At 57.4% G+C, this 16,422-nt stretch carries 11 protein-coding genes and 2 pseudogenes; 9 read left to right on the top strand and 4 right to left on the bottom strand.

What is annotated here, in order from left to right; genetic code table 11:
• Positions 1 to 3: 3 nt before the first annotated feature.
• On the bottom strand, positions 4 to 753 hold the full coding sequence (locus AU509_RS10870; RefSeq protein WP_085652626.1) for a CDP-diacylglycerol diphosphatase: 750 nt from the start codon (positions 751 to 753) through the stop codon (positions 4 to 6).
• Positions 754 to 1,307: 554 nt separating this feature from the next.
• Positions 1,308 to 2,390 carry an iron-containing alcohol dehydrogenase family protein gene (locus tag AU509_RS10865; RefSeq protein ID WP_094118330.1) on the bottom strand — a complete coding sequence of 361 codons (1,083 nt, stop codon included), beginning with the start codon at positions 2,388 to 2,390 and terminating at the stop codon, positions 1,308 to 1,310.
• 402 nt (positions 2,391 to 2,792) lie between these two features.
• Between AU509_RS10865 and AU509_RS10860 the strand changes: the two genes are divergently transcribed.
• From AU509_RS10860 to patD, 7 genes and pseudogenes are all read left to right on the top strand, one after another.
• Entirely contained in the window at positions 2,793 to 3,701 is a 909-nt protein-coding gene (locus AU509_RS10860; RefSeq protein WP_094118319.1) for a LysR substrate-binding domain-containing protein, read from the top strand.
• 183 nt (positions 3,702 to 3,884) lie between these two features.
• Positions 3,885 to 5,348: a gamma-aminobutyraldehyde dehydrogenase gene (locus tag AU509_RS10855; RefSeq protein ID WP_094118318.1), complete on the top strand. Its 1,464-nt coding sequence runs from the start codon at positions 3,885 to 3,887 to the stop codon at positions 5,346 to 5,348.
• A gap of 131 nt (positions 5,349 to 5,479) precedes the next feature.
• Positions 5,480 to 6,613: a putative ABC transporter substrate-binding protein YdcS gene (gene ydcS / locus AU509_RS10850; RefSeq protein ID WP_409359762.1), complete on the top strand. Its 1,134-nt coding sequence runs from the start codon at positions 5,480 to 5,482 to the stop codon at positions 6,611 to 6,613.
• A gap of 189 nt (positions 6,614 to 6,802) precedes the next feature.
• Positions 6,803 to 7,834, top strand: a complete 1,032-nt coding sequence (locus AU509_RS10845) for an ABC transporter ATP-binding protein (RefSeq protein ID WP_094118316.1) — start codon at positions 6,803 to 6,805, stop codon at positions 7,832 to 7,834.
• Positions 7,835 to 7,865: 31 nt separating this feature from the next.
• Positions 7,866 to 8,783 carry an ABC transporter permease gene (locus AU509_RS10840; RefSeq protein ID WP_099045377.1) on the top strand — a complete coding sequence of 306 codons (918 nt, stop codon included), beginning with the start codon at positions 7,866 to 7,868 and terminating at the stop codon, positions 8,781 to 8,783.
• Positions 8,773 to 9,579 carry an ABC transporter permease gene (locus AU509_RS10835; protein ID WP_085651957.1) on the top strand — a complete coding sequence of 269 codons (807 nt, stop codon included), beginning with the start codon at positions 8,773 to 8,775 and terminating at the stop codon, positions 9,577 to 9,579. Before AU509_RS10840 ends, AU509_RS10835 begins: the two co-directional genes overlap by 11 nt.
• Before the next feature lie 71 nt (positions 9,580 to 9,650).
• A pseudogene (gene patD / locus AU509_RS10830) lies at positions 9,651 to 11,074 on the top strand (aminobutyraldehyde dehydrogenase).
• A 43-nt stretch (positions 11,075 to 11,117) separates the two neighbouring features.
• Here the strand turns inward: patD and AU509_RS10825 are convergent.
• Positions 11,118 to 12,529, bottom strand: a pseudogene (locus AU509_RS10825) (MFS transporter).
• A gap of 346 nt (positions 12,530 to 12,875) precedes the next feature.
• Here AU509_RS10825 and xapA point away from each other — a divergent pair.
• Positions 12,876 to 13,703, top strand: coding sequence for a xanthosine phosphorylase (gene xapA, locus AU509_RS10820; protein ID WP_085651955.1), 828 nt, complete (start codon positions 12,876 to 12,878; stop codon positions 13,701 to 13,703).
• A gap of 115 nt (positions 13,704 to 13,818) precedes the next feature.
• Positions 13,819 to 15,084: a nucleoside permease gene (locus AU509_RS10815; protein ID WP_085651954.1), complete on the top strand. Its 1,266-nt coding sequence runs from the start codon at positions 13,819 to 13,821 to the stop codon at positions 15,082 to 15,084.
• 429 nt (positions 15,085 to 15,513) lie between these two features.
• Here AU509_RS10815 and AU509_RS10810 read toward each other — a convergent pair whose 3' ends face one another.
• The gene (locus tag AU509_RS10810; RefSeq protein ID WP_085651953.1) at positions 15,514 to 16,410 is read right to left on the bottom strand and encodes a proline iminopeptidase-family hydrolase; all 897 of its coding nucleotides are present in this window, start codon (positions 16,408 to 16,410) and stop codon (positions 15,514 to 15,516) included.
• Positions 16,411 to 16,422: the final 12 nt, after the last annotated feature.

Here is a 16,422-nt window from a genome sequence, read left to right as displayed (position 1 = left end):
CGATTAACGCGCCAGCGTACACTGAGTATCGATCAACTCCGAGGTTGAGCCACGGTTGAAGCCGAAGCGGACGCCTCGGTTAGCTAGCAGCAGTTTTTCGCCATCGGGGGTGACGGTGAGTGCCAGTCCATAGTTGTCAATGCTGTCGCCTTGACGCTGCACATAGGCAGAGAGCTCTTTGAACGGGTCATCTCGCGTCAGATCCTGCGAAGTCAGCTTTTTCGCCAGATAGCGATGTCCACGCAGTTCTTCGCCCAACGGCTGCCAGTCGGTCGTTAAGGTATTTCCCTGTTCGCGCAGCGTTTGGTAAGCCTCGGGGCGCAGGCAAGAGATGTGGATGTGCAGTTGATCTTGCGTGCGCGCATAGCGTGAGTTGACGGCTAGCACCAGAATGTCGTCCGGCAGCGTTTTGCCTGCTTCGTTGGACAGATGCTTACGCGCCTCCCAGGCCGCGGCGAAAAAGGCGGGGACCTGATGCTCTTGCAACACGGGGCTTTCGATTCCCGAGATTCTCTCGGTTGGGATCAGCAGGTCGTGATGAGGCCCGTTTCTGTCTTTGATAAGCGCGGACTGGGTATGGCTATCAACCGCAAGACAAGGCGCGGGAGAGCCTTGCTGCTGACTGGGAACGCACTTTTCCGTGACCGTATTCCACAGCGCATCGCTGCTGTCTCTGAACAGGAAGAACCCGACCAGCACCAGTACAACGATGACGGCAGCTGTCGCATACCTTATCTTCTGTTTCCTCTGCATGTATTACGCCTCCTGCATAATTGAACGATGGGTTCCGGATGAAAACCAGGTTGTATCCCATCCTCGTCGCCGAGAGTGATAACGGTTACATGGTGGATAGAACCTGATTCTGAACCGAAATTTTACACCTTGTCGGGTCCGGAACCACAGATAATATAGCGGAGTTACACGGCGAAAACATGAGTATCCGGCGTCAGCGTCAGGATAAGTGGAGGCAGCCGGGCATTCATGCACACCGTTTTCAGAGTGCGACACGGACGAAACGCCTGCGTTAGCGTTGCTCAAATACCCGATGATTCGGCCTGCATGTCGGTGGCCCCGCCTCTGAACGTTAGCCCGTGCTCAACCGGTCGGATCAATTAGGAGATAGATGTGCGTCGGTTAAGATCTGACGTGGCGGAGGGATGGAGGCGCGATGCTTTTATTAATGTGGTCACTCCCACCGAGTTCAACGCTGTTTCTGTCCTGTGGACAGGCGCCTTTTCGGTTCGTCGAGGACGCGGCAGGGCCGCGGCGACGGTCTGGCGCCACGGCCGAGAGTAAGAAAAGCACCGTCAGGCAGCGACGGCCGCCAGATGCTCTGTTTCCCACAGCGCTTTCAGGATAGTGTCGCTGTCCACCGCGAAAGGTAGAAGCGCGGCGGAGCGGATACGGACATGGCGCGCGATACGTTCGACCTGATCCGGTTTGTCCGCCAATCCTAACTGGGTCAGCGTTAGCGGACTGCCGAAGCGCGACAGCAGCGCGAGCAGCGGCTGCCGTTCCTCTTCCCGCTCGGTATTTAACAGCGCCTGTACCGCCAGCCCGAAGCCGACCTTCTCGCCATGCAGCCAGTGATGAAGTCCAGGCAGACGGGTCATGCTGTTATGAATGGCATGCGCGACGCCGACGCGCGCCACGTTGTCCTTCATGCTATTGGCCAAGCCCGCCAGCGCGATATTGGCGTCGATGACCTGCCGCAGCGCGGGCGTGACGCGGTGATCTTCACTATCCGTCACCGCCTGAGCGCCGTGACGCTTGAAGGTTTCCAGCGCCAGACCTGCGGCCTGCGCCTTCAACACCAGCGCCAGCGAGGTCGTTTCCACTTGTAGATAGGGTTGGAATTCATACCATTTGGCAAGCGCATCCACGATCCCGGCTTTGAGATAGCGCGCCGGGCTGTGCGCAATCACCTCGCTATCGACCAGGACCCAGACGGGGAGCCGTTTCAACGGCAGGGGAGCGACATGTGCGCCGCGTCCGTCATAGATCACGCTAATCGGCGACCACGCGGCGCAGGTGGCGGCGATAGTCGGCACGGCGATCACCGGCAACTGTCCGAGGAGATCGCCTACAGCCTTGGCGCAGTCCAGCGCCCGACCGCCGCCGACGCCCAAAATCAGTTCGGCGTCCCAGGTTCTGGCCGCCGTCGCCAGTTGATCTATGGCCTGATGCGTACACGGGCCTTGCTGGAAGACGACGTCGTACAGGATATCGTGTTGATGAAGACTGGATTCGATAGCCTGGGACGTCGCCTGCCAAGCCCGGGGGCTGGTGATAATCAGAATGCGTGAGGCCAGCGGTTCGATAAAGTCGCCCACTTCGCCGATCAGTCCGTCGCGGTTGAGGTAGGTTTGCGGTGCCTGGATAGCAATCATAAGCAGAGTCTCGCGGGCGGTCATAGAGATAGCTCCCTTATAACAATGCCGACGCGCGAATCAAAAGCACGAATCTGGCAATGCATTACTTCAAAAAGACATAACACTCGGGTGAGGAAGTCACTGCGACAGCCGCCGTGGCGATGAGAAAAACCAAGCGCCGTTTTTCGCAGTGTTACGCCGTTTTCGCCACATATCAGCCGTGCAAACGTGAGCCGAACGTCGTGTTTGAAACAGGGCGGTAGATCGAACCGACCGTAGACAACCGGTTAAATCACGGATTCATGGCTGATGATGAAACGATGGCGGCAAAGGCATTCATAAAATGACGGTGCTTTCGATAAAACGAATGGCGTGATATCTATTGACCATTGACTCACTTTGAAGAGGCGCCTGACGGCTATGTTAACGCTACGTCAAATCCGGCACTTTATTGCGGTTGCCGAGACCGGTTCCATTTCCGCCGCCGCACAAACCGCCTTCGTTTCTCAGTCATCGCTCACGCTGGCCATTCAACAATTGGAAACCGAGACCGGCGTGCGCTTATTTGAACGTCACGCCAAAGGCATGACGCTGACCCATCAGGGACATCAGTTTTTACGTCAGTCCTATCTGATTTTGGCGACGGTGGAAAATGCGACCCGCAGCCTGAGAACCGGGACTGAAAGCATTACCGGCTCCCTGACGGTGGGCGTGACGAGCCTGGTGGCGGGCTACTTTCTCGTCGACCTGCTCAAACATTTCAAAGACGCCTATCCCAATGTGGTGGTGCAGGTGGTGGAGGATGAGCGCAGATACATCGAACATCTGTTGGTGAGCGGCGAGATCGACATCGGCGTATTAATCCTCTCCAACCTGGAAGATCGCGATGCCTTACAGACCGAAGTGCTGTGTCATTCGCCGTACCGTCTTTGGTTGCCGCCGCTTCATCCGCTCCTGGAACGCGAGAGCATCAGTCTGGCCGATGTGGTGACGGAGCCGCTGGTTCAGCTCAACGTGGATGAGATGGATATTCACGCCCGGCGTATCTGGAGCAAAGCCAACCTGACGCCGGACATTGCCATGAAGACCACCTCGACCGAAGCCGTACGGAGTCTCGTCGCCGCCGGGATGGGGCTGTCTATCCTTCCTGACATGACTTATCGCGCTTGGTCGCTTGAGGGAAATATGATTGAAGCGAGCAAATTGACCGATCCTATCGAGCCATTAGAAATCGGTATGGCCTGGCGTCGGGGCAGTACACGGCCCAAACTGGTTTCCCCCTTCCTCAGCGTCGCCCGCGAAAACAGCGGGCTGCGCAAGAGTTCGTAATCCAGCCTGCATGGAAATAAAACAGCATTCGATTTATTCGAATGCTGCCTTCAATATTTAATAGTGGTTGATGCCCGTCGACTTTCCCTATTGTGTTTTCAACGCACTATCACACCTCTCGTTGGCGTTGGTTTTATGTGGATATCCCCCTCCGGGGCGCGACAGTAGAAACAGGGAAACGCGATGTCGGATGAGGATTTTATCGCCCGCTTTTCCAGCAGGCATTTGATTGATGGGCAGTTGATTGACGGCGATGGCACATTGCAGGACATCGTTAATCCTGCCAATGGAGAAGTCGTCGCCAGGATGAGGGAAACCTCCGCCACGCAGGTCGCCGAGGCGGTAGACGCAGCTCAGCGAGCCTTCCCCGCGTGGGCCAGAACCACGCCGTCGCAACGCGCTATTGTGCTGTTGCGGATCGCAGATGCGATAGAACGCGAGGCTGCGTCGCTGGCGCAGCTGGAAGCCATTAACTGCGGCAAGCCGCTGTATCAGGCGCTCAATGACGATCTTCCCGCCGCCGCCGATGTCTTTCGCTTTTTCGCCGGCGCGGTGCGCTGCCAGCAAGGGCAGTTAGCGGGAGAGTATCTGGACGGACATACGTCCATGATCCGCCGGGACCCCCTCGGCGTCGTCGCCTCCATCGCGCCGTGGAATTACCCGTTGATGATGGCGGCCTGGAAAATCGCGCCGGCGCTGGCGGCGGGCAACACCGTCGTATTCAAGCCTTCCGAGCACACGCCGCTGACCATACTGGCGCTGGCGCCCACCTTGAATACGCTACTGCCGCCGGGCGTGCTGAATATTATCACCGGCCGCGGCGAGAGCGCGGGCAGCGCGCTGGTCAATCATCCGCGGGTGCGTATGGTGTCCGTGACCGGAGATCTTGTGACCGGTCAGCGAATTTTGAACGCCGCCGTCAGCAACGTGAAGCGCACCCATTTGGAGCTGGGGGGCAAAGCCCCGGTGATCGTCTGCAACGATGCGGATATCGATGATGCCGTCGAGGCGATCGCCACCTGGGGCTACTACAACGCGGGGCAGGACTGCACCTCCGCCTGTCGGGTGTATGCGCAGTCGGGCATTTATGCACAGCTGGTTGACGCGTTAGGCGGTGCGGTGTCCCGACTGCGGATGGCGCAGCCGCGAGACGAAGACAACCATTTGGGACCGCTGATCAGCGCCCGCCAGCGCGACCGGGTTTCCAGCTTCGTCGAACGCGCGCTGAGTCAGCCGCACATCGAGCGCATTACGGGCGCAGGCCGGTGGGATGGCCCCGGTTTTTACTACCCGCCGACGCTGTTGGCCGGTTGCCTGCAAAGCGACGAAATCGTGCAGCGTGAGGTTTTCGGCCCGGTGGTCAGCGTCACCCGTTTCACGTCGCTGGAGCAGGTGGTCCAGTGGTCAAACGAGTCGGAGTATGGGCTGGCGTCGTCGGTCTGGACGCAAAATATCGATACCGCCATGCAGGTGGCGGCCAGTTTGCAATACGGGACGACGTGGATTAACAGTCATTTTTCGCTGATTAGCGAAATGCCGCACGGGGGATTAAAGCGTTCCGGCTATGGCAATGATTTATCCAGTTATTCATTACAAAATTACAGCGTGGTTCGGCACATCATGGCCAAATTCAAACGACAATTTTAAGACCGCGCTCGAACAATAGTATTTTTTTATTATAAAAAGGCAGACACAGATAATAAAAAACGTGTGGCGTTATTGTGCCGCAAATAAGCCAATCTTGACGGGGAATCAGTATGGAAAAATATCATGCCAGGATGTCATTATCCGCTATTTGCCTGAGTGTCTTGTGTGGTTTGAATATGGCTCACGCGACCGCGCCGCAATTATCCGCTCAAGGGGAAGGTCGTCTCGATATTGTGGCCTGGCCCGGTTATATCGAGCGGGGCCAAAGCGATAAAAACTACGATTGGGTCACGCAGTTCGAACAGGAAACCCGTTGCCAGGTCAACGTCAAAACCGCCGCGACCTCGGACGAAATGGTCAGCCTGATGGCGAAGGGCGGCTACGATCTGGTGACAGCCTCCGGCGACGCCTCGCTGCGACTGATCTATGGCAAGCGTGTTCAACCGATTGACACTGTCGCCATTCCCAACTGGAAAAATCTCGATCCGCGGCTGATCAACGCACCGTGGTACACGGTCGGCGGCCAAATCTACGGCACCCCGTATCAGTGGGGGCCTAACCTCCTGATGTACAACACGACGGTGTTCCCGACGCCGCCGGAAAGCTGGTCTGTGGTGTTCACTGCGCAGACATTGCCGGACGGCAAGACCAATCAGGGACGGGTGCAGGCTTACGACGGACCGATCTACATCGCCGATGCCGCGCTGTACCTGAAAAACACGCAGCCGGAGTTGGGGATTACCGACCCATATCAACTGACGGAACCCCAGTATCAGGCGGCGCTGACGCTGTTACGCAGCCAGCATGCGCTGATTCATCGCTATTGGCATGACACCTCTGTGCAGATGAGCGACTTCAAAAATGAAGGCATCGCGGCTTCCAGCGCCTGGCCGTATCAGGCGAATGCGCTCAAAACCGAAGGTCAGCCGATTGCCACCGTGTTGCCTAAAGAGGGCGTCACCGGCTGGGCGGACACCACCATGCTGGCGTCGGATGCCAAACATCCGGTCTGCGCCTACAAATGGATGAACTGGTCGTTGCAGCCCAAAGTGCAGGGTGATATCGCCGCCTGGTTCGGCTCAGTACCGGCGGTGCCGGCCGCCTGTAAAGGCAATGCGCTGTTGGGGGCTGAAGGGTGTGAGAATAATGGCGCGACGCAGTTCGATAAAATCGCATTCTGGAAAACGCCGCAGTCCGAAGGCGGAAAATATGTCCCCTATAGCCGCTGGACGCAAGATTATATTGCCATTATGGGCGGGCGTTGAATAAAACGAGGGATAAAAAAATAAAACGAGGCTTTCAATCGACGAAACAGAATTCATTATTTCGCGGTTGATGATTTAACCGTTCAGGCTTTTTATTCCAATGGGTCCCGTTATTTTTGCCGTTTTTTGTTTTATTTTTCCGATGGATTTTAAGGCTCACGATAAAAACCCATCCACTAGGAGTTGATTATGTCCAACGCTGTGGAATTTATTAATGTTTCCCGACTCTTTGGGGATGTCCGCGCTGTGGATCGCGTCTCCATCGACATCAAAGACGGCGAGTTTTTTTCCATGCTCGGTCCGTCCGGGTCAGGAAAAACCACCTGTCTGAGACTGATCGCCGGTTTCGAACAGCTCTCCTCGGGGTCCATCCGGATTCACGGGCGCGAAGCCAGCGGACTGCCGCCTTATCAGCGTGATGTGAACACCGTTTTTCAGGATTATGCGCTGTTTCCACATATGACCGTGTTGGACAACGTGGCCTATGGGCTGCGTGTGAAGGGCGTCGGAAAAAATGAACGCCGCGTCCGGGCGCAGGAGGCGCTGGAGCGGGTGGCGCTCGGCTTTGTCGCGGCGCGTAAACCGGCGCAGCTGTCCGGCGGGCAGCGGCAGCGCGTGGCGCTGGCTCGCGCGTTAGTCAATCAGCCCAGCGTGTTGCTGCTCGATGAACCGCTCGGCGCGCTGGATCTCAAACTGCGCGAACAAATGCAGGGCGAACTCAAAACGCTCCAGCGGCGGCTCGGGATCACCTTCATCTTCGTGACGCACGATCAGAGCGAAGCCTTGTCGATGTCCGACCGGGTGGCGGTCTTCAATAACGGCCGCATCGAGCAGGTGGATACGCCCCGTGAGCTGTACATGAACCCTAAGACGCCGTTTGTGGCGGAGTTTGTCGGCACGTCCAACGTGCTGTCGTCAGAGCAGGCGCTGAGGCTGACCGGAGCGGCAGGATGTTTCGCTGTTCGTCCAGAACACATTCGCCTGGCGTCCTCCGCGCCGGACGATATCGCCGGGGATATTCGCGTTGCCGCCCAGATTAAGGATATCCACTATCAGGGCGCGGCGACCCGCTACGAGCTGGTGCTGAAAACGGGCGAGCGTCTGCTGGCGAGCGAAACCAACCATCAGCGCATCGCTGTCCAGCCCCCCTGGACCATCGGCCAGCCATTGACCGCCTGTTGGGCGCGTAGCGCAATGGTCGCGCTGCAGGAGGTAGGGTGAGATGACGACCGCAGCCATTCTGGCTCCCGCCATGCCCCGGAGCTCATGTCATCGACTGTTCGACTTCTTCTATCGTCGGCCGGGCTTTTATCTGGCGCTGCTGCTGGCGCCACCGCTGTTGTGGTTCGGCGCGGTTTATCTGGGATCGTTACTGACGCTGCTATGGCAGGGTTTTTATACCTTTGACGATTTCACGATGACGGTATCGCCGACGCTGACGCTGGCGAACATCGCGGCGCTGTTCAGCCCGACGAATTACGACATTATCGCGCGCACGGTAGTGATGGCGGTGTGCGTCACGCTGTTCAGCGCCGTGCTGGCGTTCCCGATCGCGTATTACATGGCGCGTTACACCCGTGGCAAGCAGAAAGCCTTTTTTTATGTCGCGGTGATGATGCCGATGTGGGCCAGCTACATCGTCAAAGCCTATGCCTGGACGCTGCTGTTGTCGCGGGATGGGGTCATTCAGTGGTTTCTGCGCCACCTCGGGCTGGAAGGGGGCTTGCACAGCCTGCTGTTGCTGCCGGGCATCGGCGGAAACACGCTGTCGACCTCCGGACTGGGGCGCTTTCTGGTGTTCGTCTATATCTGGCTGCCGTTCATGATCCTGCCGATACAGGCGGCGCTGGAACGCCTGCCGGTATCGCTCATTCAAGCCTCGGAAGATTTAGGCGCTCAGCCGCAGCAGACCTTCCGTTATGTCATCTTGCCGCTGGCGGTGCCGGGCATTGCCGCGGGTTCCATCTTCACCTTTTCACTCACGTTGGGCGACTTTATCGTGCCGCAGCTGGTGGGACCGCCGGGCTATTTCATCGGCAACATGGTCTATTCCCAGCAGGGAGCCATCGGCAATCTGCCTATGGCGGCGGCGTTCACGTTGGTGCCGATTGTCTTGATTGCCATCTATCTCTCCCTGGTAAAACGATTGGGGGCCTTCGATGCACTCTAAACGCGCGCCGCTACCGCTCCGGCTAGCGGCCTGGGGCGGACTGCTGTTTCTGCATATTCCGCTGCTGATCATCGCCGTTTACGCGTTCAATACCGAAGAGGCCGCGTTCAGCTTCCCGCCGAAAGGCTTCACGCTGCGTTGGTTCCAGTTGGCGGCGGAGCGACGGGATATTTTCGAATCCATTAGCCTGTCGCTACAGATCGCCTGTTTCTCCACGCTGATTGCGCTGGTGCTGGGCACCCTGGCCGCCGCCGCGCTTTATCGGCGGGACTTCTTCGGTAAGAACAGCATCACGCTGATGTTGATGCTGCCGCTGGCGTTGCCGGGCATTATCACCGGACTGGCGCTGCTGGCCGCTTTCCACGCGGCGGACATCGAGCCCGGCATGATGACGATCGTGATCGGCCACGCCACGTTTTGTATCGTGATTGTGTTCAACAATGCCATCGCTCGGTTCCGGCGTATCTCTCACTCGCTGATTGAGGCGTCGATGGATCTGGGCGCCGACGGTTGGCAGACTTTTCGCTACGTGATTCTCCCCAATCTGGCGACGGCGCTGCTGGCTGGCGGGATGCTGGCCTTCGCGCTGTCGTTCGACGAAATCATCGTCACGACGTTCACCGCCGGGCATGAGCGCACTTTGCCCATCTGGCTATTGAACCAGCTGGGGCGACCGCGCGATGTGCCGGTCACCAACGTGGTGGCGCTATGCCTGATGATATTGACCATGATCCCGATCCTCGGGGCTTGGTATCTCACAAAAGAAACAACGGATGTGTCCGGCGACGGCAAATAGCCCGCAGGCCGCTGAAAATGAACGTCATGGCGTGCGTGCTGTGATGCGAAACAATGACTGAGGACCCAATGATGCAGACAAACATGGTGATCAACGGACGTTTAGTCGCGGGTGAAGGCAATACGCTGCCTGTCTATAATCCGGCGACCGGAGAGGAAATCGCGCACATCGCTCAGGCATCCCCTGCGCAGGTTGCGTTGGCGGTGGAGAGTGCCGATCGGGCTTTTGCTTCCTGGGGACAGACCACGCCGAAAACGCGTGCGGAATGCCTGCTGAAGATAGCGGACTGTATTGAACAGAACGCGGAGACGTTCTCTCGTCTGGAATCGCTTAACTGCGGCAAGCCATATCATGCCGTGCTGAACGATGAGATCCCGGCGGTAGCGGACGTCTTCCGCTTCTTCGCGGGCGCCTGTCGCTGTATGAGCGGAATGGCCAGTGGGGAGTATCTGGAGGAGCACACGTCGATGATCCGCCGCGATCCGCTGGGCGTCGTCGCCTCGATTGCACCCTGGAACTATCCGTTGATGATGGCGGCCTGGAAGCTAGGCCCCGCGCTGGCGGCAGGCAACTGCGTCGTCATCAAACCCTCGGAGCAGACGCCGCTGACGACGCTGAAACTGGCTGAACTGGCGGTCGGTCTTCTGCCCGACGGGGTGATAAACGTGGTGTTCGGCGACGGGCCTACCGTCGGCGATGTCCTGACGGGCCATGAGAAGGTGCGCATGGTGTCGCTGACCGGCTCGATTCCGACCGGACAGCACATCATTCGCCATACGTCGTCCTCGGTAAAACGTACGCATATGGAACTGGGCGGCAAAGCCCGGTGATCGTCTTTGACGACGCCGATATACCGGCGGCGGTCGAAGCGATCCGCAACTTCGGTTTCTATAACGCCGGGCAGGACTGCACTGCCGCCTGTCGCGTCTATGCCCAGAAAGGCATCTATGATCGATTGGTGGCGGCGTTGGGCGAGGCGATTGCCACTCTCAACATAGGGTCGCCGGAGGATGAAACCACCGAATTGGGTCCGCTGATCACCGCTGCGCATCGCGACCGCGTTGCCGGGTTCGTCGAACGGGCGAAGGCGCTGCCGCATATTTCAGTGGTGACCGGCGGCGCGAAAGTCGAAGGGCCGGGCTACTATTTCCAGCCGACGCTGCTGGCCGGGGCGATGCAGGACGACGAAATCGTCCAGAAAGAGGTGTTCGGGCCGGTGGTCAGCGTGACGGAGTTTGACGACGAGGCTGAGGTGCTGGCATGGGCCAATAGCTCAACGTATGGGCTGGCGTCCTCCGTCTGGACGCAGGATCTTGGCCGGGCGCATCGTCTGAGCGCGCGACTGCAGTATGGTTGCACCTGGGTGAATACGCATTTCATGCTGGTCAGCGAAATGCCGCACGGAGGTCAGAAACAATCCGGTTACGGCAAGGACATGTCGATGTACGGGTTGGAGGATTACACGATCGTACGTCACATCATGATTAAACACTGATGCAAAGGCGGGCGCCTCAACCGAGGACGCCCGCCAATATTTTTTAGATGTTATCCAGATTAATGCCGCGCGTTTTCGGTCCCCAGACTCCCACCGACAGCATCACCATCAACATACTGAATACGATGAAGATCACGACGCTGACGCTTCCCACATGCTGCAATAACAGGCCGATCAGGATGCTGGTGAAGGCGGTGGACAGGCGGCTGAACGAGTAGCAAAAACCGACCGCCCGGGCGCGAATGCGCGTCGGGAAAATCTCGGCCTGATAAGCGTGATAGCCAATCGTCAGCCAGGCATTGGAGTAGGTGACGAGGAAGCCGCAGGCGATGAGCAGCAGCGGGTGCGTCTGCTGGGTGAACAGCAGACCGAAGACCACGGTCATCAGACACGAGCCGACGATCTGCCACTTATGCTCGAAGCGGCCGACATACAGGCTGCACAACAGGCAGCCGATTGGATACGCCAGCGTGATGAAAAAAGCGTAGAACAAGCTCTGGGTGATCCCTGCGCCCTGTCCGGACAGCAGCGACGGCAGCCAGTTGCCAAAACCAAAGAACCCAATGGATTGGAAGAAATTCATGGCGACCAACATCAGCGTACGCTGGCGATATTCCGGAGCCCAGATATCGCGGAATCTAGCGCGTGGTGCGGCTTCCTGCGACGCATTCTCCGTAGGCATATACTGGCTCTGCGCAGTCATGCCGCACCGTCGCTCCATATCGCACAACACCTGATGGGCCTCGTCATGACGGCCTTGCTGCGCCAGCCAACGGGCGGACTCGGGTAGATTTTTGCGCAGCACCCAGATCAATACTGAACAGGCCGCGCCCGCGATGACTACCCAGCGCCAGCCGCCGATCCCGAAAAAGGTGTGAGGCACCAGCCACCAGGACATCAGCGCCACCGTCGGCACCGAAAGAAATTGAATGAAGAAGGCAAAGGCAAAGGCCTTGCTACGCAGAGACGTCGGCATCCATTCGCTGAGATAGGCGTCGATGGTCACCAGTTCTATGCCCAGCCCGATACCGACCAGAAAGCGGCACAGAATGACGCCTTCTGCGGTGCTCTGCATCGCCATCACGAAAGACAGCGCGCCGTACCAGGCCAGCGCGTACATGAAGGTCATTTTGCGGCCCAGCCTGTCGGCCCACGGCGCCAGGAGGCTGGCGCCGACGAACAGGCCCAAAAACGTCGCCGACGCGAAGCTGGCTGATCGGTGATATGGAACAGGCCCTCTTTGCCTACATGAAAAATATGCTCGGCGACCAGTCCGCTGCTGATGTACGCCGTCTGAAAGAGATCGTACAGCTCGAAAAATCCCCCGAGCGAGAGCAAGGCGATAAAACGCCAAAGCCCGGCGGTGGAAGGCAGCCGGTTAATCCGGGCGGTAAGATCGAGACTGGCGTGATTGCCAGCGGTAGCTTCGTCCAATGAAGTGCTGGGGGACTGCATGTTGTGTCATCCTTATCACGATAAATGCGTTGTGTGGGGGGAACTTCACGCCGCGGCGAGTATCGCCGTGAGCGTCCAACGCGCATCCCGACGAGGCGGGAAACGTCGTTGGCAGACGGTGGAACCTCATAGGGTGGCGCGCTGTCGCCCGCCAGTCCTGTGCGAAAGTTGGTAAACCGTCTCTCCGTATATTAATAAGCTTTTGCTATTAGTGTCCGTAGAAAAAGCTCTTAATATGAAAATCTCTTTTCGTCGTTAAGCCAAACGGCCTGCCTATAGGGACGGGCGCGATTGGGTTTTCGACATCAGGCCCGATCCCGCGGCCTTTCCCAGACAAGGAACTGCTATGTTCAACCCCGAAGATGCCATCACCTGCGCGACCCTTATTCGTCAAAAACTCCCTGATTTTCAGCCGGAAGCGGCGCTGATCCTTGGCTCCGGGCTCGGCGAACTGGCCGACTCCATGACCGACATCACCGAATTCGACTATGCCGAACTGCCGGGATTTCCGGTCAGCCGCGTGGAAGGCCATGCGGGCAAGCTGGTGGCGGGCTATCTGGAAGGCGTCCCGGCGCTGTGCATGAAGGGCCGAGGTCATTACTACGAAGGCCGGGGAATGACGGTGATGACGACCGCAGTGCGGACGTTTCGGCTATTGGGCTGCGAGTTTCTACTGGTGACCAGCGCGGCGGGATCGCTGCGTCAGTCGGTCGCCCCCGGTCGGCTAGTGGCGCTGACCGACCATATCAACTTTATGCCGGAATCGCCGTTGGTCGGAGAGAATGACGAGCGTTTCGGACCGCGTTTCTTTAGCCTCGCCAATGCCTATGACAGCGAGCTGCGAGGCGATCTGCACAAGGTGGCCACCCATCTGGGTATCGATCTTGCCGAGGGCGTGTTTGCCGGGTACACCGGCCCCAATTTCGAAACTCCGGCGGAAATTCGCATGATGAAGCTGGTGGGATGCGACGTGGTGGGGATGTCGGTCGTGCCCGAGGTATTGGCCGCGCGCCACTGCGGACTAAAAGTTCTCGCGGTGTCCGCAATGACAAACTATGCCGAGGGGATGTCCGATACGGTGCTGTCGCACGAGCAGACGTTACGGTGTGCGGCGCTGGCTTCCGGAGATTTCATGCGGCTGATCCGCGAATTTTTCAAAACGCGCGCCGCCTGAGGCCGGCGCAGCGCCCGCATTGATAGACACGTGTAGTCTGACGATAGGGCGGGTCACCTCATCATCTTGTCGGGTAATCAACGCGAACGCTGACAGGGAAATAGGAAAAGTCATCATGTCGAACGTATTTTCAATCTCGCTGCGTCTAAAGACGATGTTCTTTTTGCAGTACTTTATTTGGGGTTGTTGGTTGGTCACATTGGGCTCTTACATGATCAACACGCTGCACTTTACCGGCGTGCAGGTCGGAATGGCCTATAGCGCTAAAGGGCTGGCCTCATTGGTCGTCCCCGGTTTGGCGGGGATTATCGCCGACCGTTGGATCCGGGCTAATCGCCTTTATGGACTGTGCCATTTACTAGGCGCGATCGCGCTTTACCTCGCGGCGCAGGCGACGGACCCCATGATGATGTTCTGGGTCATGCTGCTGAATGCCGTCGCCTATATGCCCAGCATGTCGCTGTCCAACAGTATCGCGTATTTCGCGTTGGAACAGCACGGGCTGGACCGGGTGAAGGATTTTCCTTCTGCCCGCGTCTACGGCACGGTCGGGTTCATTCTGGCGATGTGGACGGTCAGCTTTGGGCAGATTGAACTGAGCAATAATCAGCTTTATCTGGCTTCAAGCGCCTCGCTACTGTTGGCGTTGTACTCCCTGACATTGCCGCGATGCTCGCTGTATCGCGAAGGCGGTAGCACCCGTCTGTTCAACGCGCTGGGGCTGGGGGCCTTGTCCCTGTTCAAAACGCCGCGTATGGCGGTGTTCTTCATTTTCGCCATGTTATTGGGCGCCGCATTGCAGGTTTCCAATACCTTCAGCAACCCGTTTCTCCACGACTTCGCGCGTAATCCGCTCTATCAGTCGAGTCTGGCGGCGACTTATCCGTCAGTGCTGTTATCGCTCTCGCAGATTTCGGAAGTGTTTTTCATTCTCACCATTCCGTTTTTTCTGCGCCGCTACGGCATCAAACGCGTCATGCTCATTAGCATGTTCGCCTGGACGCTGCGCTTTCTGTTTTTCGCCTACGGCGACCCGCTTGGCATGGGGTTCTTGCTGCTGGTGCTCTCGATGATTATTTACGGCTGCGCGTTCGACTTTTTCAATATCTCCGGCGCGATCTTTGTGGATACGGAGGTCGACTCTCGTTTCAGAGCCAGCGCGCAGGGCATGTTCATGAGTATGGTGAATGGACTGGGCGCTTATCTTGGGGCGCTGGCCAGCGGAGGGGTAGTGGATCTGTTCACGACGGCCGGCGTCAAGGATTGGCAGGCGATTTGGCTGACATTTTCAGGTTATACGCTGGTGCTGGGGTGCGTTTTTGCCGTCGCGTTTCGGTATCGCCACCAAAGCCGCCAGACCGTTTCAGGGTCAGCGACCTAATGTAACGCCCGACTGAATGCCGAATCGACGTGGATATCTCGTGCCGCGCCGGGGCGGCCCTGCCGGCGAGTCGGTCGGGCAAAGGGAATCCAGGTGGGTTCTTGGGCGTTGGCAAGATGCGCGAATACCCTGCCGTCTTAGCGACAGTCGCAGGGTAAAAATAAACCGGGCGTGTGATTGGAAATAGAGGAATGAAAATATAAACAAGGCCGCGCCATTCCCTGGCGGTCTTGCGAGGAACGAATGAGGAACCAGTCTCTTGTCCTAACTGACGAGCTTAGGCAACAGGCGGTTACCTCTGGGCTGAGTGGTAAAGCCCGGCGCTTTAATAGCGCTCTAAAAAAGAAACGCGCCGGCCGTTTTTAGCCGGCGCGTTTTACAATCGCGACTAAAATGTCGCTTTCCCTGGTATTGGTCTTTCTTCTTATGTTATCGAATCTTTCTTTGCAGAAAATCACCGACGGTTTTCATGCATTCTTCGCGCTCTTCGACATGCGGCATATGGCTGGAGTGTTCAAAAATAACCCACTCAACATCAGCAATACCGTCTGCAAAAGGTTGGATCGTTTCTGGTGAAGCCTCGTCGTAACGTCCTGAAATCAAAAGGGTAGGGACGTTGATGGCTTTGACGCGATCGATGATGCTCCAGTTTTTCATGCTGCCGATGACATGGAACTCTGTCGGTCCATTCATTGCGTGATAAACCGTGGGGTCTTCATCGATATAATCAAAGGTGCGTTTCACCTCAGCGGGCCACGGGTCCAGACGGCAGACGTGACGCTGATAGAACACCTGTGATGCTTCGCGATAGGCTTCGCTATCCACCGTCCCTGCCTCTTCGTGCTCAAGCAAAGTCGCTTGAACCGCTTCTGGCAATTCGGCGCGCAGCTTCGCCGCGGCCTGCAGCCATGACGGAATCGACGCCGGAGAGTTGGCGATAACGATAGCTTTCAAACCGGTTGGACATCTTACGGCATGTTCTGAAATCAAAATGCCGCCCCAGGACTGACCGAGCAGTGCATAGTCGTCCTGAATGTTAAGATGTTTTAACAGGTTATCCAGCTCATCAAGAAACAACGAGATTTGCCAGAAATCGGCCGGTTTTTCCCGTAGGTGCGTCGAACGGCCATTACCTAACTGATCGTAATGAACCACAGGACGACCTGTGTTGGCGATATCTTTAAATGAATCAACGTAATCGTGGGTGCAGCCGGGACCGCCGTGGACAACGACCAACGGTGTCATACCATTATGTAAATCACCGCTGATTCGATACCAGGTTTGATACTGGAGAAAAGGGGCAAAGCCTTCGCTGACAGTGTTCATAAATGACGGTCA

The sequence above is a fragment of the Lonsdalea britannica genome, assembly GCF_002111595.1.
Taxonomy (GTDB): Bacteria; Pseudomonadota; Gammaproteobacteria; order Enterobacterales; family Enterobacteriaceae; genus Lonsdalea; species Lonsdalea britannica.
The sequence above is the reverse complement of the archived record's forward strand: the minus strand, read 5'-3'. Positions and strand labels throughout refer to the sequence as shown.